The sequence below is a fragment of the Phaeodactylibacter luteus genome (genome assembly GCF_007993045.1).
In the GTDB taxonomy this organism is placed as follows: domain Bacteria; phylum Bacteroidota; class Bacteroidia; order Chitinophagales; family Saprospiraceae; genus Phaeodactylibacter; species Phaeodactylibacter luteus.
Map to the genome: position 1 here is coordinate 36,506 of NZ_VOOR01000018.1, position 20,655 is coordinate 57,160.

7 protein-coding genes are annotated in these 20,655 nt (G+C 52.8%); 6 read left to right on the top strand and 1 reads right to left on the bottom strand.

The window, feature by feature from the left end:
- Positions 1–5: 5 nt before the first annotated feature.
- Complete coding sequence (locus FRY97_RS10220) at positions 6–1,646, bottom strand: AraC family transcriptional regulator (protein ID WP_170254580.1); 1,641 nt, start codon at positions 1,644–1,646, stop codon at positions 6–8.
- Between the two features lie 1,376 nt (positions 1,647–3,022).
- Between FRY97_RS10220 and FRY97_RS10225 the strand changes: the two genes are divergently transcribed.
- The 6 genes from FRY97_RS10225 to FRY97_RS10250 are packed head-to-tail and all read left to right on the top strand — an operon-like array spanning position 3,023 to position 20,619.
- Entirely contained in the window at positions 3,023–3,910 is an 888-nt protein-coding gene (locus FRY97_RS10225; RefSeq protein WP_147167430.1) for a hypothetical protein, read from the top strand.
- Positions 3,911–3,943: 33 nt separating this feature from the next.
- Positions 3,944–10,798 carry a LamG-like jellyroll fold domain-containing protein gene (locus FRY97_RS10230; protein ID WP_147167431.1) on the top strand — a complete coding sequence of 2,285 codons (6,855 nt, stop codon included), beginning with the start codon at positions 3,944–3,946 and terminating at the stop codon, positions 10,796–10,798.
- A 32-nt stretch (positions 10,799–10,830) separates the two neighbouring features.
- Entirely contained in the window at positions 10,831–11,847 is a 1,017-nt protein-coding gene (locus FRY97_RS10235; RefSeq protein WP_147167432.1) for a hypothetical protein, read from the top strand.
- Positions 11,848–11,869: 22 nt separating this feature from the next.
- The gene (locus FRY97_RS10240; RefSeq protein ID WP_147167433.1) at positions 11,870–12,775 is read left to right on the top strand and encodes a hypothetical protein; all 906 of its coding nucleotides are present in this window, start codon (positions 11,870–11,872) and stop codon (positions 12,773–12,775) included.
- 10 nt (positions 12,776–12,785) lie between these two features.
- A complete protein-coding gene (locus FRY97_RS10245; protein WP_147167434.1) occupies positions 12,786–13,703 on the top strand; it encodes a hypothetical protein in 918 nt (305 codons plus the stop codon).
- Between the two features lie 22 nt (positions 13,704–13,725).
- The gene (locus tag FRY97_RS10250) at positions 13,726–20,619 is read left to right on the top strand and encodes a LamG-like jellyroll fold domain-containing protein (RefSeq protein ID WP_147167435.1); all 6,894 of its coding nucleotides are present in this window, start codon (positions 13,726–13,728) and stop codon (positions 20,617–20,619) included.
- Positions 20,620–20,655: the final 36 nt, after the last annotated feature.

Below are 20,655 nucleotides of genomic sequence, written 5' to 3' on the forward strand. Positions count from 1 at the left end.
AGGCTCTAACTTTTTCCTGCTTTCACATATTCGCCAGGGGTAAGCCCTGTGAATTGTTTGAATGCCCGGTAAAAAGTAGCCCGGCTATTGAAGCCCACCTCTTCACTGAGGCTGTCTGTATTGAGCTCGGGGTTGGCTTCGAGCAGAGATTTGGCATATTCAATCCTGAATTCATTGACAAACTGATTGAAATTTTGACCGTGGTGGATGCGCAGGGCATCTGTAATATAGCGTTTGTTGGTACCGATTCTCTGAGCCAGCATATCGAGGTTGAGGTTGGGGTCTTTAAAAAGTTTTTCCTCTGCTACGGCTCTATTGATGAGCAAGAATAAGTCTTGCCCCTTCTGTTTTTCGGGGTTGGTAGATAGCCGCCATTTTAGGGAAAGCTCTTTGTTGAGGCGCAGCAAATTCTGGTTTTGGCTGAGCTGTTTTCTCCATAGCCTAAAGATGGTATAGGTACTGCCGCTGAGCAGCAGAAGGAACAGCCCTAGCCCTTGTATCACCCTGCGGTGTGCAGTTTGTTGGGCTTCCTTCAGTGCGAGGTCTTTTTCCAGCAACTTCACGCCAAAGGCTACCTCGGCGCGGCTCAGGTTTTGAGCGACTTTATTGGAGAAGATGGCATTATTGTAGGCGGTGTACTTGCGAAAGTAGGCATTGAAGGCATCTTGCTCTGACTCGGGCACAAAAGACATTAGGACGTATTCAAGGGCTTGAATGACGCTTTGTTTGATTTCCAGAGAATCGTAGGCAGTAATAGCTTGGTCAAGTTCGGCCCTTGCTGCATGAGGGTAGCCCTGTTGAACGAGAAGCTCGCCTTTCAGCAAGTGGTAGGACGCCCTTAGGACAGGGAAGTCCTTATATTGTCCATAGCGGGGTTCCACTTTTTTGAAATAGTAGCTGGCCAGCTCTGTATCTTCATTAGAAAGGGTGCCAATGATGATGTTGTGAAGCGTATTGGCATAATTGAAAAAAAGCCCTTGCTCCTGGTAATAATCAAGTGCAAGCTGATTGTAGAAAAAGGCCGTATCCTTCTTGTTTTTTCTAATGTACAGGGTGCCTAGGTTTTGGTGGCACAAGGCAAGGCTTGTGCTATCTTGTTCTGCTTCGAAATACTCGAGTGCCCCATTTAGGTAGCGATGGGCTTGTTCTAGGCCGTTGATTTTTTGATAAAGGATGCCCAAGTTGATCCACGTCAGGTATTTCCCACGGATATTCCCTCTCTCTTCTTCAAGGAGTATAGACTTCAGATAGTTGTCGATGGCCAGGTCGAAATTATCCATGACCTCGTGATTGATGCCTATATTGTTGTAAATAGAAGAGGCAAAGGCTTTATGCTGCTCTACGTAAGGAGCCCCAATCACCTGCTCATAGTAGTAATTGGATAATAGAGAATTGCCGGAGAAATAATGGGCGTAGCCTAAGGCGTAATAGGCTTTAGCGAGCAGTGAGTCCTCTACCGTGGATTGTGCATATTCCAAAAGTTGATTGCCGATCACTATGCTCGAATCGGGGGCACGATGTGCAAGTTGTTGTGCCTGTACAAATACCTGCTGAAAGTTTTTACGGGAAACCTGAGCTGTCCCAAGGAAAAACAGCAATAGGAAAAAACATACTAAGCTGCCTGTGCGAAATGTGGCTGTAGACATAAGGGGCATAGTTTGAATTGGGGCAATAGGCCGGCTGTTTTCCTGCGTATCAGGTAGTTTTTGGCCAGACGGCACGACTTTTATAGCTCGCGTAGCAGTGGCCTAAGCAAAAAGCCGAGCACAATAGGGGTATACCTGCAGCTATGTTGGCGTAGGATAGTTGGTTTTCAACACAGCAGCATTTATCCTTCAGCGATTTGCTGATCGCTACGTGAGCATGCACAGGATTAGTGCCTCAAGCCATAAATCCTTGACCCCCCAAGTTTCGTTGTTTTCCGCCTACTCTTCGTTAAAGAACCGCTCCTTTAGCTCGGGCTAAAGCCGCGAACCTTCGCCTTGATTAGCCGGAAAACAACTTCAACTTAAGTATCAGAGATTTATGACTTAAGGCATTAGGGAAAGGCTTGGTATGAAGCCAAAGATAAAGCAGATGGGCAACATCAAGTGCTATAGCGCAGTTCCCCTTTTTTTTATTTTACAGTTCCCGGACATAGAGCCTTAGCGGCTAATAGGCTGTACGGCAATAAAAAGGGGCAACAAACCTCAATTTGCTGCCCGTAATAGTAGTTGTGTTTATTTGCAGGGCAGAAGCCTGCAACAGAGTGGGCAGCTCAGCTGCCTCAACGAAGGTACAGTAGAGGGATGGGCAATCAGGGTAAAAGAGAGGAATGAGCTTATGCACTAGCCCACTCCCCTGACTAGCATGATAATAAATTGACATCTTGTGCCAGGCTGTGGAGCAGCCTAAGCAAAGCGTTGAAGTGAAGTTCAGAGAAGTGTTACAGGAGTGGATTGGGCAGGTAGCGAACTAGGTGCTTTCGCTATCAAGCTGCAAATTAGGATAAGGGTAAAGCAATTCCAAATTTTGTCCGCAAATAGTTTAAAAGGTATAAATAGACTTTAGCCCTCTTGATGGCATCGGACTAGCGCTGCGGAGGGGTGGCAAGCCCGATAGGGCCGAGCGGATAGCGAGCCCCGCAGCATAGCGACCCCTGCTGCTAGGCAGGGGGAGGCCCCTATCCTTTCGGAGGGGGCAGGCCCATCTTGCAAAGCAGGCTGGGCAAACTCCAAAAGAAACGACAATCTGGTTTTTGTTCTAGTGATTGAGGTGCCTGCCGCTTGTTTTTACCCGATGGTTTTGGAGCCGGGGCAGTGCAACAATTCAATGGAAGGGGCCTAAAGATGTGTTGGGTTCTTTAAAGTCAAGATTCTGATTTTAAGTGTTTTATGGTGTTTTGTTGCTGCTGGATTAGTTAAAAAAAAAGGCGGTCTCATTTATTTTCGTGATTTGAGACAGAGGCTAAAGGGAAGGGGCTATATGTTTGAGTAGAGACGGAAAGAATACGTCAAACCCAAACTTAATTGATGCATTGACCATGAAACAGCTCCTTACTTTCCTAATGCTTTTCTCCGCCTTTGCCCTTTGGGCACAGGTAGGCGCCCCCCGCCTGAATGTACAGGGCGCCCTCAAAAACTCCGATGGGGCCGCTATACCCGATGGCACCAAGACCATGACCTTTAAGCTGTACCACGATGGGGCTGGAGGGACGGCACAGTGGCAAGAGACTGCTGAAGTAACCGTCACAGGAGGCGTGTACAACTACAACCTGGGGAGCACGACCCCTATCGATTTGGATGTTTTTTCCCAGCGCGTATACCTCGGGGTAACGGTGGATGGCACCGAGCTGACCCCCCGCGTGGAGCTGACCTCTGCCCCCTACGCCCTACATGCCCACTCTGCAACTACTGCTGTCTCCCTGACCGGCTGCAAAGGGGCGGTGGGCGATGTCAAGTACTCCATCCTCCCGCTCGATCAGTTCAGGCAGGAAAACGGCGATTGCTGGGTATTGATGAATGGGGTCGGGCTCTCTTCGGATACCAAGCTCAATGCCGCTTACGGCATAGCTGAGCTGCCCGATGCCCGGGGGCTCTTCCTGCGGGCGCACGACGACCGCAACAGCAACCGCCAAGACCCCAGCCGCTCGGCTGATACGCCGCCCGGTACCTACGTAGGGGACGAGATACGGTCGCATAATCATGGGGTGAATGATCCTGGGCATAGTCATAATAGGGGTGTAAGCCATCCAAATACATTTCCAGAAGCTGTCTCAAATGCCGAGCAAAACCAAAGTGGAGGTGTAGAAGACCGAAGCCATTTTGGCCCTACAACGACTTCCACCACTGGCATTTCCATTCAGCACACCGGCGGAGCCGAGACCCGGCCGAAGAGCATCAACCTCTACGTCTACATCCGCATCAATTAAGAGAGGACTTCACAACCGGTAAAAAGCAGGGCAATGAAAGAACAAATACGTAGGGCCGTATACCTGGTCATTTTATGCCTACCCTTTGGGCTGAACGGACAGGTGGATACCGTCTGCTACCCGGAGCCGGCCTCAACGGTTGCAGCCGTGGAAGCCTACTTTACCTACGGCAGCAAGGCCAATGCAGTGAGCAATACCAGCCGGTTGGACATAACGGTAGGGCAATCCCTGACCGAGCAGTTCTTCTCCGGCGACATCCTGATGAGCACAGGTTTTTGGGGGCGTTTCCTTGCTCCCCCGCTGAAGCCCACCGTGGTAGCCACCAAAGGAGAATACCCGGACCGCATAGACATCACCTGGAACCTTGGCCCCTTTAGCCCAAGGGCTACGGATGGATGGATCATCCGGCGCAATGGCTCCGTCATTGCCAACCTTGACCGGTCGGCTAAAAAATTCATTGACTTCAACGCACAAGCCGGAGAGGTCTATGTTTATGAAGTCATTGGCTTGAATGTCTTTGGCGATGGCTCGGCAGGTTCTGATGTCGGCTTCGTCAACCCTAATGGAGTGGTGGCTGGCAAGGTAGAGACCAATAGCCAAAACCCGGTCAGGGAAGTGGCGGTAACCCTTACCCCAACGGTAGGCTATGCCCTCCGCTTTGACGGAGTGGACGACTACCTGTGCATGGACTATAAAGAAGCCCTGCCCGATACGGCATTCACTTTCACCGCATGGGTGAAGATAGCCGAAGATGCCCCACAGCGTGCCGGCATTATTGATCTAGGTAGCGACCTCAGCCAAAATTGGTGGGTGCACGCCGTTTCCACTCCTCAGGGCAAAGGGATTGTTGCGGGGGTGGGCGATGGTACCCCCCACGAGCTGACCTATATATTCGAGCACAACCCGGAGGGTTGGCATCAGGTCAGTTTTGCTTACGCTTCCGGCCTATGCCTGCTGTATGTAGACGGTGTATTTGTGCAAGCCATGCAAGCCAGCATGCAGCCTGCCCCGGCCCGGTACCGCATAGGGTCCTTCCGCAATGAAGGCGGGAACTTCAAGGGGTTGATCGACGATGTACGGATTTTTGACCGCCTGCTCAGTCAGCGGGAACAGCTGCTGTACGAAGGCATCACCGTTTCGAGAAACACCCCCGGATTAGTAGCTTACTGGAAGTTTGACGAGGGCATGGGGGAGAAAGTTTTTGACATTACCGATAACGACTTCGATACCCTACTCGAAGGCCCGGCTTTTGATGCGGATGATGCGGGAGTCAGGAACGGGGCCATCACCGACGAAGCAGGCATTTATGTTATCGAGTCCATCAATTACAGCGCTGCTCAGACCTTTCAGGCCCGGCCAAATAAGAGTTTCTACGAAAATTACGCTTTGGAGTTCAACCCTGTATTTCAAAGCAAGGTGAAATTGCCAGCATTTGATCTGCCGGATAGCAGCCTTACTGTGGAATTACTGCTCAAACCGTTTAGCGGCAGCTTCCGGCAGACCCTTCTGGCACACGAAAGCGGTAATTTCGAGTGGTACATAGAAGATGGAAGCTACTATTTATCTACAGGCGGGGCACCCATCCAACTCGGGGCCGTAGATACCGGCTATCAGTTGCTTGCGCTTCGTATCGATCGGTTGGGGCAGTCTGTGAGCAGTTATATTGGCAGTACAGAAGTAGCAGCGGCCCAAGGGCTGGCTTGGTCTTCTGATTACAGCAATGGGCATTGGTATGTAGGCTCCGGGCCTGACGGCGAGCATACATTGCTCGGGCTGGTAGACGAACTGGCTATATTTGATACCCTCCTCCCAATGGCAGATTTGTTGGAGCATGTAGATGTGAATGTAGGGATAGACCCTGGTGATGCCCGCCTCGCCAATTATTTTGCTTTCAACGAAGGGAGCGGTACGGAAGCCCGGGATGCCGGCGAAATGATGACGGGCTTTGGGCAGCTTTCCGGGGTGGAGTTTACGCCTCAGGCCTACCGGCAGAAAGCTACGCCACATGCTTTTTCCCCCGGTGTGCGCGTGGTCAGCCTGAACAGTAGCAATACTGCGGTTGGTGAAGTAGACTTTACGGACCAATCTTCAGTGCCCATTGCCGGAGTAGTCCGCTACATCGATACGGACTGTTATGCGCCCAATACCGAGATTTTTGTAAATGGGGCCGCTGCCCTTCCTCCTATCAAGACCGATGCTGACGGGCGCTTCGTAGCTGATTTTGAACCGGGCTCGACCATCCGCCTGCAACCGGTGCGCGGCGAACAGACTTTTTTGCCAGTTATTTTTGAAGCCCCCAGCCTGCAAACGCCCATAGCCGGAGTCTTATTCCAAAACCAAACCAAACGGACGGTGGTCGGGCAGGTAGCTGGCGGGCTGTGCCGGAAATCCATCATCCCCAGCCCCAATGAGGGGGTAGTTCAAGTCAAAGCCCGTACCCTGAATGGATGTTACGAAAAAACCCTGAACGTCCCAGCTAATGGCAAGTTCGCCTTCACCGATCTGCCCCCGGATTCTGTATCCATAGCGGTGGTAACCCACCCGGACCCTGATGTACAGTCGTTCATGAGCGAGCTTGGAGGAGTTGTCCTCGATATGCGCTTCACCGAGCGGGATACGGTAGACTTCATTTACCGCTCCAGGCCTGAGCTGGAGTTTTCCGACCTCCCCACCAACAGCCGGGGCGATTTTATGCTGCAGATGAAGCAGCCCAACCAATTGGATATCCGGGTGTATGAGCCTTACTACGATGGGGTGTGTTATCTGGATACCGCAGAGTTGGTCATCACCAATGATTTGGCCGATTACACCGAGGACATTGATACCCTTATGACGGAAGGTATCCTCCGGCACCGGTTCAGAGCCGGTTGGCCAAGGACGGTAGGCGACTATAAAAAGCCTATTGTTGTAAAAGCCAGAAGAGACAGTGCCGATACCTACGTAGACGGGCAGATCAGAGCGGTAGTCTTGGGCAAAGTCCCCCTTTCCACTCCGTTTGCCACCACATCCCCGGCTATCCCTTTTCTCGTTTTGCATGACCCCCCGGGCGACGGCAGCTTCGCTTATGTAGAATCCGGGCAGACGACCTGTAATCAGATGAGCTTTACCATAGGCGGAGGGGGTGAGGCTGTGAATAGCAGACAAGTATCCCTTGGCCCCGATATTTCGGTAGACGTGGGCCCACCGGTGGCCCAAATCTCTATACCCATAGAGACCACTCTTGATTTTGGATATTCCGTCAGTCTGGGGTTTGATGCCTATTTGAGCAATGAGATGGAAGTATGTGTAACCACCACAGAGACGATTTCCACTTCGGATGAAGATTTGATCGTAGGCAGCAGTATGGGCGGAGATGTATTTGTGGGCGCAGCGGTGAACATCCTGTATGGGAAGTCGCTGGAGTTGAGCTACAATGACACTACAGAGCAATATGTGATCAGCGAAGGCATCTTGGTACAGCCCGATGGGTTTGAGACGACCTTTATTTACACAGAGCGGCAAATCCGGGATATCGTCATCCCGGCTCTTATACTTATAAACGATACCGAGTCTGTTGATGCCTGGAACAGGATACTGGCGTACAACGAGCAAAACCGGGCGAATGCTCCCTTCCGGGAAAACATCTCTTTTGCTTCCGGCACCGTGTACGAGGAATCGTTCACTTCTGAGGAGACAACCATTTCTACATCCGGCAATGAGTTTAGTACCCGCCTTGGCGGATTTGTTGCCACAGGGGGGACACTAAACGGTGTAGGGGCACTGGAAGAGTTATCGTTGGGCATTACTTTCAACAGGAGCACCGAGAACAGCAGCAGCAGCCAAACTTCGCGCACGGTAGGGTATACCCTTGCTGATGATGACGTATTCGACAACTTCACGGTGGATATCCGGGAGGATAGGGTTTATCAAGTGCCGGTCTTTGACCTCAAAGCTGGTCAATCTTCCTGCCCACACGAGCCCAATACGCAGCACCGGGAGGAAGTATCACTTTCCGTCGGCAATGCAGTAGCGACCAATATCAATTCCACCGATGCGGCCGTATTCAACCTTAGCTTGGGCAATTTGGCCCCTTCCGGGGATGTCGGCTTCTACACTTTGGCCCTTGTACCGGAGAGCAACCCCGATGGAGCAGCATTTACGATCAATGGAGATGCACTCCTGGGCGACGGGCAGGTCTACCAAATCCCAGCAAACGGCAGCCAAACGGTAACCCTGTCTGTAGAAAGAGGGCCGGAGGCTTATGTTTATGAAGACCTCAAGGTAGCACTGTACTCTGAGTGCGAGTTTGAACGGGCTGTCGGGCTGGGCATCCCACGGGCAGGGGTCAATCCGCTTTTTTACAAAGAGCTGGAGCTAGATGTCTATTTCCTGGAGCCTTGCAGTGAGGTCAACATCAGCGCACCTATGCAAGATTGGGTCATTACGCCTCAAGATCAGGATACGCTGTTCATTACTTTGAACGGTTACGATAAAAACGACGACGACCTCGTCTTGATCCGCTTGCAGTACCGTCCAGAGGTTGGAGATGGCAGCTGGATCAACATAGCCGAGATCCCCAAAGATTCACTAGGCGAGGTCTTCGAGGTGGCCACTTGGAGTTTGTCAAACCTCAACGATGGCGCCTATGAGCTCAGGGCGGTTACTCAATGTGATGACCCAGCCCTGAACCCTGGTTTTTCGGAGGTCATTCGTGGAAGGAAAGAAACCCGCCCCCCGAGGCTGTTGGGCACCCCGCAGCCCTCTGATGGGGTACTGGGCCCTGGGGATGAAATCTCTATCCGCTTCACCAAGCGTATCGATTGTAATGATATTACACAGGCAGAGGGCATAGGGACGAACATACAAAACAACAACGTGGGGTTGTACGATGCGGCCACTGGTGTTTTGATAGACGCCATTATTACCTGCAATGAGGACGAGCTGAAAATCGTGCCCAATGTCCCCAATCAGTATATCGAAAACCGGCTGCTGAGGGTGAAAGTAGAAGCAGTGGAAGACCTCTTTGGCAATGCATTAGCTGTGCCTGTGGTATGGGAGTTTCAGGTCAACCGCTCTGCGCTGTACTGGTCGGAGCCCCGTATCAAAGAAGCGGTTGTGGAAGGCAGCGGCCTGGCTGTGGCGCGAGAGATCATTAATCAGGGAGGAGCAGCATTTAGCTATCAGCTGCAGAACATCCCGGATTGGCTAGAGGTATTCCCCACTACGGGTACGGTCCCACCTGGTGTATCTGAGACGGTCATGTTCCAAGTAGATAATGACTTGCCGCCCGGAGAGTATCAGGAGGTGCTCAATATGGTGACCGCTCAGGGGGTAGAGCCATTCGATTTAGATATCAGGGTGGTATGCCCTCCTCCGGTTTGGGAGGTCAACCCCAATACTTTCAGCTATTCGATGAGCTTCACTCTGGCATTGGATATTGAAGGGGCAATGTCTCAAGACCCCCTAGACCAGATTGGGGCTTTTGTTGGCGGGGAGTTACGGGGAGTTGCCAATGTGGAGTTTGTCCCCGAACTGAGTGCCTATATGGCCTTTCTCACCGTCTATAGTAATCAGCCTACAGGTGAGAGCATCGCTTTCCGTGTTTGGGACGCCCGGGAGTGCATACTCTACGGCAGCACTGCGGAGTCTTTTTCTTTCATAGCCGACGAGCTCGTTGGTTCGCCGGGAGCTCCTCAGGTACTGCACACGAACAACCTGCTGCTGCGTAAAATAGCGTTTGATCCAGGCTGGAACTGGTTCTCTTATAATGTAGAAGCACCTGAGCCGGCCCTCAACAATATACTCGCTGCACTGAGCCGTCCGCAGGGAGGGACAATAAAGGGCCAGGCTGCGTTTAGTGTTTTTTTTGATGCAGGCAATGTATGGACTGGCGCGCTGCAAGCTTTGTCCCACGTCCAAAGCTATCAGTACAAATCCTCCGTCCAAGATTCCCTGCTCATTTTGGGCCACCCGGTCAATCCGGATTCTGTCCTCATCCCCCTTCAGCCGGGCTGGAATTGGATCGGCTATCTGCCGCAGCAGGGGCTCAGTATAGACAGCGCCCTGACGGCACTTGAGCCCGCAGCGGGCGATATCCTGAAATCACAGGATGCATTTGCACAATTTGTTCCCGGTATTGGCTGGATTGGCAGCCTCGGTTTTATGCAGCCCACGCGTGGTTATCAGCTTTATTTGCAAAATGGAGGGACATTGGCCTACCCGGCCCTGAGCGGAGGTGAGGCACCACAGCTCAGTGGTGGCACTAGCGTAGAAGAGCGCAGTACTCCTTTATTTTGGAAGGCAGACCCAAGGGCTTTCGAAAGGAGTATGAACATCATCGCGCTCGTGGAAGCATCGGATAAAGGCGGCAACATCTTGGAGGCATATGATGAGGTTGGCGCATTCTCAGGGGGAGCGCTTCGAGGGAGCTGCCGCCCGGTTTATGTCCCTCATCTCGATGCTTACCTCGCTTTCCTCACGGTATATGGAGCAGAAGATGCTGGCGATATCCGTTTCCGCTACTACGAGGCCGAGAGTGGAGCGGTTATCCCCCTGGAAGAGTCGGTCCCTTTCGTATCAAACGCGGTACTCGGCACCGTAGCAGAACCTCAGCCGCTGACTCTGGGCAGCAATACTGTAGAAGGACAAGAGCATGACAGGCTACGGGTATATCCCAATCCGGCAAGCGAATCCATCAGCCTCCACTTTTATGCCCCGCTCCCTGGGCCTGCAACTATAGGCCTTTACGATGCCTTGGGGCGAAAAGCAGCAGAGCAGAGCCTGAGCGCTATTGCCGGAGAAAACCAACTCGATTGGCAGCTTCCCGGCACATTGCCATCCGGGCTTTACTTCCTGCGGCTGCAGCTGGGCAATCAATATTTTACAAGCAGACTGGAAATTCAAAAGTAATGGGCAATATCAATAATCATTTTTCTGGGCTAATGCAAAACCAACACTATGGGCAGAAGGTGGCAGTTTCAGACAGTTGGCAGCAGTTCCGGGTTATACTAAAGGCTGGCGCGTTGCTACTGCTCGGCCTGCTGCCGCTGCCGCTGCTGTCGCAGGAGGCCGGCTCCCTGCTCAATGTACAGGGCTTTGTACGGGATGTGCTCGATGGCCCTCTGGCCGATGGGGCACAGACCATGACCTTCAAATTATACCGTAGCGAGAACGGTGGATCTGTGCTCTGGCAGGAAATTGCCGAAGTGAATCTTTCCGGGGGTGTCTTTAGCCATAACCTGGGCTCCGAAAACCCCCTCGACCCTGAGGTTTTTGACGATCAGTTGTACCTGGGCATAACAATTGACGGGCAGGAGCTGCGCCCGCGGGTGGCTTTCACTAGTGCCCCTTACGCTATGCGCGCGCTTACAGCAACTACGGCTGATCAGCTCATCGGCTGCCTGGGGGCTGTGGGGGATGTGAAAATCTCGGCACTCGCGCCCGATAAGTTCCGGGAGCAGAACGGCGATTGTTGGGTGCTTATGGATGGGCAGGGGCTAGGGTTGAATACCCAATTGCGGGAACTGACGGGCATGGAGGAGGTGCCGGATGCCAGGGGGATGTTCTTGCGTGCCTTTGACGACCGGGGCGATCAGGGGCGGGACCCCGACCGGGGGAATAGCCCGGCTGTCGCCACGGTGCAGTTGGATACCTTTGCCAGCCACACCCATAGCCTGAATGACCCGGGGCATAAGCATGCGTTTACCGATCGGTTCAATCCCGACAATCGACGGTTTAATGATGGAAATCTCTGTTTGTTCAAAAAAGATGTGGCGGGTTGGATTAATGCTGCTGAAACAACCCGGACTACGAATGAGATACCTAATCCACTTTTTCCGTCACTCCCCCCTGAGAACGAGAAAATCCCCACCGGAATTACCCTTCTGGAAGGCGGGTCAAGTGAGGTGGAAACCCGGCCGGAAAACCTCAACTTTTACATTTACATCCGCATCGATTAACACAAGGAAAACTACAGTAGCAATGATAAACAGGATACAACTATGGGCCTTCGTGGTATGGATAACCCTGCCTTTTACCCTAATGGCACAGCCGGGCACGGTAACCATCAATGTGCAGGGCAGTTTTAAAAATAGTGCCGGAGAAGCGGTGTCTGACCGTACCGAGTGGGTAACCTTCCGGCTGTACGATAGCCCACAAGCGGGCAACCTGCTCTGGGAAGAATCTGATTCCCTGGAAATCCGGGATGGTTTTTACAACCATGATTTAGGTTTCAACAGCCCTCTGGAAGGCAATCTTTTTAATGATGGTCAGGTCTATCTGGAAACGGCAACTGAGAAGGTGACCATTGCTCCTCGTTCAGAGATCACCGCCGCCGCTTATGCTGTACGGGCCAACCACGCAGGCGTAGCTGAAAATGTAACCGGCTGCCTGGGTGGTGTGGGGCAGATTAAATTGTCGGTACTCCCTCCTGATCTCTTCACGGAGGTCAACGGCGATTGTTGGGTGCTTCTGCAGCAGCGGACCCTGGCAGCGGATACCCGCCTCAAGCAGCTCTTGCCAGAAATGGATACGATACCGGAAGGAAGGGGGGCATTTTTCCGGGCGTTTGACCCCACCGGGCAGTGGGACCCCGAACGGGGAGGCAACCCGCAGGCTGTGGGCAGTTATCAGGCGGATACCTTTCAGTCTCATAGCCATGAAGTCTCAGACCCCGGGCACAAGCACAATTACCTGGACACTCGTAATGGGCAAACAACGGCAGCAACTGATGCAACCGCGCAAACAAACAGAGCTGCAGATATTTCACCAAATAGCGAACAGCGCACTACTTCAACTGATAGTACATATATTTCTGTGCTTGCTTTTGGAGGAGTGGAGACCCGCCCCAAAAATATCAATCTCTATGCTTACATCCGCATTCATTAAAAATCATGCCATGCAAAATTATTGGATACTCGGGCTAATGTTCTTGCTGGGAGGTAGCCCCCTTTGGGCACAGACGAAGGTGAAATGCGAAGGCGTACTGCGGCCCACGGCAGCCGGGCTCGTACTGAATGGGCAGTGCCCGCTTACTTTTCACCTCTACGATGAAGGGCAAGGTGGCACCCCCCTATGGTCAGAAACCGGTCCGGTACAGCTTATAGAAGGCAGTTTTATACATTTCCTGGGCAGCTACGAGCCCCTCGATGGGCAGTTGTTCAAAACGCAGCTCTACCTTGGGGTAGTTTACGAAGGGGAAGAGTTTGAACCCCGGTTTCAGCTGACGACCATCCCTTACGCCCTGAGGGCGGCAAGCGTGAACGCTGTCTTCGAAATAACGGGCTGTAAGGGGGCTGTGGGCGATGTAGCCTGGTCCCTGTTACCGGAGGCCCTCTTTAAGGAGCAGCACGGCGATTGCTGGGAGCTGATGCGGGGTCAGGCCATACCATCTGACAGCCCTCTTGCACAGCTGTCCGGGCTATCTGCAGTACCCAATGCCTACGGCAAATTCATTCGGGGGCACGATAACCGGAGCCTGAGTGAGGGGCGTCAGGATCCCGGTCGCAGCCCGGATACTCCTGTGGGCACCTATCAGGCAGATAGCCTCAAAAGGCATGTACACGAGGTGGAAGACCCTGGGCATATACATAATTATACTGAAAAGTATATTTCAGAGACATCCGAGGTTGATCAACCGGAAGTCATATTGTGTCAAGATATTGATCCAGAGCCAGTAGTTAGTACAGAGCTTAACACCCCTGAAGATGGGCACGATACCGCCCTTGCTACTACAGGAATAACGGTCAATCCTAGCGGAAGTGGTGAAACCCGGCCCCAAAACATAGCCGTGTACATGTATATGCGGGTCCGATAAAACAACGAAAAAGTTTGAGCTTATGAAGGCTTATCCATACTTACTTTACTTACTCCTGCTTTGCCCCGTCCTGGGGCAGGCGCAGCCCGAAACGGAGTGCAACCCGCTTGCAGCGTCGGACATCGCCTCCGGGGAAGCATCCGTATATTTTGGCAGCGTGAGCAATGCCCTTTCCGCTACCCGCAAAGCCAACTTTACCGTTGGGCAGCCGGCTACCGGGCAGGCGTATTCGGGCACGGGCCTATTGAGCGGTGGTTTTTGGGGCCGCCTGCTTGCCCCTCCTATTGGCCCGGTGGTGCGCGCTTCGCAGGGGGATTTCCCCGACCGCATCGAGATCCGATGGACGATGGACCCCTTTAGCCCCAAGGCGAGCGGCGGCTTCATTCTCAGACGCGACGGGTCCACAATAGCCAACCTCAACCGGTCTTCCACCAGCTTCATTGATTTTAACGTTCAGGCGGGTGAATTTTACACCTATGAGGTCATTGGCATCAACGCTTTCGGGCAGGGCTTCCCGGGAAGCAATGTAGGGTTCGTCAATCCCAATGGGGTCGTAACGGGTAGAGTGGAGACGGCCAGCCAAAACCCGGTGAAGGAGGTCGTTGTCACCCTTACGCCCACAGCCGGGTACGCTTTGTCATTCGACGGGCAAGACGATTTCCTCTGTATGAGTTATCAGGATGCGCTGCCGGATACCGCCTTTACGGCTACGGCCTGGGTAAAAGTGGGTGGCGCAGAAGAACGCACAGGCATCATCGACCTGGGGAGCGACCTGAATAAAAACTGGTGGCTGCACGCCGTGAATACGCCCGAGGGCAAGGGGCTCATTGCCGGAGTGGGCGATGGCGCGCCGCATGAAGTCGTTTACTTATTTGAGGACGCCCCTTCCGGCTGGCACCACGTAGCGTTCACCTATGCCTCCGGCTTAGGGATGTTGTACGTAGATGGCAAATTTGCCGGGCTCCTGCAAGCGCCTATGCTCACCGAGCCAGCCCGTTTCCGGCTGGGTGCTTTCCGGGAAGAAGGCGGCTTTTTTGCCGGAAGGCTGGATGATGTGCGCATCTACGACCGCATGCTTACACAACGCGAACTGCTTCTTTTTAAAGGGATTACGGCGTCAAGCCTGGCTGATGGCCTGGTCGCTTACTGGAAGTTTGACGAAGGCACCGGCGCAAAAATATTTGATATTACCGCCAACGACTTTGATACTGAACTCGATGGGCCTGCCTTCGACACCGATAGCGCTCCTGTCCTGAACGGCGGCGTGACCGATGAGGCTGGGCTGTATTATATAGAAGGGGTCAATTACAGTCAGGCGCAGTCTTTCCAGGCCAAGCCATCCAAAAAATTCTACGATAGCTACGCGCTGGAGTTTAACCCGGCATTTGATAGCGAGGCCCGGCTACCTGCTTTTGACTTGCCGGATAGCCTGTTCACCCTCACCTTGGCCGCCAAGCCATTCAGCCAGCAATTGCGGCAGACGCTGCTGGCCCACGAAAGCTATGAGCTGGAGTGGTATGTGGAAGACGGAAATTATTGGCTGACAACAGGCGGCAGCCCAGTCAATCTCGGCCCTGTAGATACGGGGTATCAGGTCTTGTCCCTGCTCATTGACCGGGTCGGGCAGACCGTTAGCAGTTATATCGATAGCAATCAGGTAGGCGGTAGTCAGCCGTTGCAACTGTCGCAAGATTACAGCGGGGGGCATTGGTACATTGGCTCACGCCCAGATGGGCAACACACCCTCTTAGGGCTCGTGGATGAATGGGCTGTTTTCGATACCCTCCTGCCTGTTGCCGACCTACAGCTCCATGCTGCTTCTACGGGGGGGATAGATCCTGGCGATACTCGCCTGGCCAATTACTTTGGTTTCGATGAAGGGAGCGGTGCAGAGGTGCGGGACGCAGGGGAACTGATGACCGGGTTTGGCCAATTAAAGGGTATTGTGTTCACTCCGGATGCCTACCGGCAGCGGGCCCGCCCCCATTTGTTCAGCCCGGCTTCGAGGATTGTCAACCTGAATACCAGCAATACCGCCATTGGAGAAATCAACTTCCGGGATAATTCCACGGTACCGGTTGCTGGCGTAATACGGTACCTGAACACAGATTGTGCGGCCCCCAATACCGAAATTTATGTCAACGGGGCGCCCCGCATCCCGCCGGTGAAGACCAACGAGGAAGGGCGCTTTATCGCGGAGTTCGAGCCGGGAGCCACCGTCCGTCTACAGCCTGTACGCGAAGGACAGGCCTTTCTTCCCGCTGTGTTTGAAACCTTTAACTTACAGTCCCCGATTGCGGGCGTACTCTTTCAAAATCAGACCAAGCGCACGGTGGTAGGCCGGGTGGCCGGCGGCCTTTGCGGGGCGACGATCATTCCTGAAACCGGCAGTGTGAAAGTAAAAGCCCGTACCCTGAACGGATGCTACGAGAAGGAAATTACCATTAGCCCGGGCAATACAGCAGGCACCTTTGTATTCGATGACCTACCCCCCGATTCCATAGAGATAGCGGTCAGCCACCATGACATTCCGGAAATTAAATCCTACTTGCAGAGCCAAATCGGAGGGGTGACGCTAGATATGCGGTTTACCGAAAGGGATACCGTAGACTTTGTTTACCGTTCCAGCCCGGAGCTGGAATTTTCAGAGCTCCCCCAGAACAGCATAGGCGATAATATGTTAAGCATGACGCAGCCTTCTCAGCTTAACATCAAAGTCTTCGAGCCTTACCTCAGAGGGGAAACCTGTTATCTGGACACGGCTGAGCTAGTCATTACCAACGAAATAGCCGATTTGACGGAAGATATTGATACGCTGATGACAGCGGGCGTGTTGATACACACTTTCAAAGCTGGGGCGCCAAATATTATCGAGTCGGAAGGCTTCCGCAAGAAAATAGAAGTCAAAGCCAGAAGGGACTCCTCCAGCAACTATGTCGCCAAAAGTGTGGAAGCGGTAGTTTTAGGGCGCCGGCCCAGGGAGACACAGTTTGCCACTACTTCACCCGGTATCCCAATGCTCATTCTGCACGACCCGCCAGGAGATGGCAGCTATGCTTTTGTAGAGGAAGGGGAAACGACCTGCTCTGCCCTCACCTTTTCTGGGAGCATCGGTGGCGATGCTTCAGTGGAGGCCGTGGTTTCGCTTGGAGCAGACCTATCTGTCGACGTTGGGATCGGGGCAGGGATCTCGCTTGATGTTGATAACACCCTTGACATCGGGGCCACCTTTGAAATGTCGTACAACAACTTTACCAGTAAAACGGCAGAGCTCTGTATGACGACTACCAAGACCATTTCTACTTCCGATGAAGACCTGGTAGTCGGCAGCAATATGGGGGGCGATGTCATTATGGGGGCAGCGCTGAACCTGCTGTACGGCATAACAGATGAGCTCAACTACATTGAGGCAGATTCGGCCTACGACCTTAGCCAGGGTATCTACGTTTTCCCGGAAGGCTTTGCCACCACCTTTTTATATACAGAGCGGCAGATTAGGGATATTGTGATACCGGGTTTACAGACCATTGGAGATATGGCCTCTGTAGATCGTTGGAACAGCATACTAAACACCAATGAAACCATTCGAAATGTAGCCGCATTCAAGGAGAACATCTCCTTTGCTGCGGGGACGGTTTTTGAAGAAACCTACACTTCAGAGGAGGCCACTAGTGCAACCCTTGGTGGAGGAGTTACTACAAGATTTGCCATATCAGGGGCGGTCGGAGCTGCCGTTGCTGGTATTGGCGGGGAGGTCAGTACGGAGTTAGGCGTTACGCTTAGCGGCGGGAGCGAAATAACGGACACAGAGCAATCTACCCGTACGGTAGGCTATGTGCTGACCGACGATGATGTATTTGATAATTTCACAGTAGACATCCGCGAGGATAAGGTATTCAAAGTACCGGTATTTGACCTCAAGGCGGGCACAACTTCTTGCCCGAACGAGCCCACTTCCTCTTTTTTGGATGCCCAACAGCAGTATTCCGAGCACCGCGAAGAGGTAGGCCTTTCGGCGGATCGCCTGGCCGCGACAAACGTGAACGCGGAAGATGCAGCAGTCTTCACCCTTTCATTGGAAAACACAGCCCCTTCCGGGGATATTGGGTTTTATATCCTGGCCCTAGTGCCGGAGAGCAACCCGGATGGTGCTGCGCTGAGTGTAAATGGAGATGCCCTCCTCGGAGACGGGCAGATGTATCAAATCCCGGCTAATGGCACGCAAACAGTCACCCTGACGATAGAACGGGGGCCGGAAGCGTACACTTATGAAAACCTGCGCATCGCCCTATATTCAGAATGCGAGTTTGAGCGGGCAGTAGGGCTCGGCATCCCCCGGGCAGGGGTGGATCCACGCTTTTATAAAGAGCTGGAGCTCGATGTCTACTTTCTGGAGCCTTGCAGTGAAGTCAGCATTGGCTCGCCCATGCAGAACTGGCTGATTACCCCTGAGGATACCAACCGGCTCCTCATTACGTTGAATGGATACGACAAGTCAGATGCTGACTTGCAGCTCATCCGGCTGCAGTACCGGCCGACCATGGGCGACGGCAGCTGGATCAATATTGCGGAAGTGCCCAAAGATTCACTAGGAGCGCTTTTTGAAGTGGTGGAATGGGATTTATCCCCTCTGAACGATGGCCCCTATGAGATACGGGCAGTAACCCAATGCTCCGGTACGAGCCTGCCGCCGGGGTTCTCCAAAGTCATTAAAGGGCGTAAAGAAACACAGCCTCCCCAATTGTTTGGCACTCCCAAACCTGCCGATGGCATCCTGAATTTGGGCGATGAAATTTCGGTCATGTTTACCAAGCGGGTAAACTGCAACCAAATCATACAGGCTGCAGGCATCGGTTCCAATATTCAGAACAACAACTTGGGGCTTTATGATACAAGCACGGGGGAATTGGTCGATGCGGTCATTTCTTGTAGCGAAGATGAAATTGTCATTGTGCCCAATGTAGCCAATCCGTTTATTGAGAACAAAACGCTCCGTGTGAGGGCAGAGGGGATTGAAGACCTCTTTGGCAACGCTATGCAAACCCCTATCGTATGGGAGTTCTTTGTCAACCGTTCGGCATTGTACTGGTCTGAGGCCCGGATCAGCGAGGTGGTTACGGAAGGGAATACCTTAGTCATCGAACGGGAAATCAAGAATCAAAGTGGGCTGGTACAGAGCTTTGAGCTGCAGAATATACCAAGTTGGGCACAAGTGTCCCCTATGATGGGGAGCATACTGCCCGGAGGCACTGAGACAGTTACCTTCACCGTAAGAGATGACTTGATCGCTGGCGCGTATAGTGGCCTGCTGCAGATGGTCACCGCAGAGGGTTCAGAGCCGCTCACTATGGATTTGCGGGTCGTCTGCCCTCCTCCTGCATGGAGTGTCAATCCTATGGCGTTCAGTTCTTCCATGAACCTTACCCTAGCCCTGAGCATAGAGGGGGAGCCCTCTTCTGACCGGCTCGATAAGGTAGCCGCTTTTGTCGGGGGAGAGCTGAGGGGCACTGCAGATGTTGAGTTTGTGCCTCAGCTCAATACCCATCTGGTATTCCTAACTGTATACAGCAATCAGCCTACAGGAGAAGAGGTTACCTTTAAAGTCTGGGATGCAGAAGAATGTATCCTTTACAACAGCACGCAGGAGTCTTTCCCCTTCACCGCAGGTGGGTTTGTCGGCAATCCCACCTCACCTCAGGCCTTGAATACCAATGTCAGGCAGTTGAAACGTATCCCTTTGTACCCCGGCTGGAACTGGATCTCCTATAACGTGGAGGTGGACAACCCCGCTATTGGGCAAGTGCTTTCTAGTGTTTCAAGGCCAGAAGGGGCGACCATCAAAGGGCAGTCGGCTTTTGCGCTGTACTTTGAAGCGGGCAACGCCTGGGCAGGTACATTGACAGCGCTCAGCCACACTCAAAGCTATCAGTATAAGTCTACCTTTATTGATTCTTTATGGGTTGAGGGGCGGCCTGTCGATACGGATTCTACCGTCTTGTCGCTGCAGCCGGGCTGGAACTGGATCAGCTACTTGCCACAGCAAGGGCTTCCTGTGGATACTGCTTTGGCTTCCCTCTCCCCCTCCAATGGGGATGTTGTCAAAGGGCAAGGGACTTTTGCACAGTATGTAGCCGGTGTGGGCTGGGTAGGCAACCTCAACTTTATGAGCCCAACTAAAGGGTATCAGATACGCTTGCAAAATGGAGGGGCTTTGGCCTATCCACAAAGCTTGAGTGGCGCGGGCGAAGAAGAGCTGCGCGTTCCGTACCGCTTAGCAGAGCGGCTGCCTTCTGCCTATTGGGAAGTTGATGCTTATGATTATGAGCTCAACATGAACTTGGTGGCTATTGTGCAGGGAGAAGACGGCGAGGTACTGCTCCAAGAAGGAGATGAAGTAGGTGCATTTGTCGGCGAACAACTGCGCGGTGCAGGGCCGGCCATATACATAGAGGCCCTCGGTGCTCACCTGGTGTTCCTTACGGTCTTTGCTAATGAAGAGGGAGAGCCTCTGTCTTTCCGCTATTATGATTCAGCTGTAGGCGAGGAACGCCTATTGTCCGAAGAGCTCACCTTTATCTCCAATACGGTCTTAGGGGAAGTGGAGAGCCCGGTACTTTTGTCATTGTTACCTCCCAGCAGTAGTAACGGCTATCGGTCTAAAGGGTTGTCCTTCCGGGCTTACCCAAACCCTGCCCAAGACGTAGCCTCAATGGAGTATCATGCCCCAAGAGCAGGCGAATCATTGGTATGCCTATACGATTTACTCGGCCGGGAGGTCGGCAGACTGGAGGGTACTGCTCAGCCTGGTCTCAATGTTCTAGAGTGGCATGTACACCATTTGCCAGATGGGCTATACTTGGCTGTGCTGCGCACTGGCGGACAGCAAGCCGTACAAAAAATAGAAATCCGAAAATAACCATTTCCCCTTTTCCGGGGGTGCAACTGATTTGTA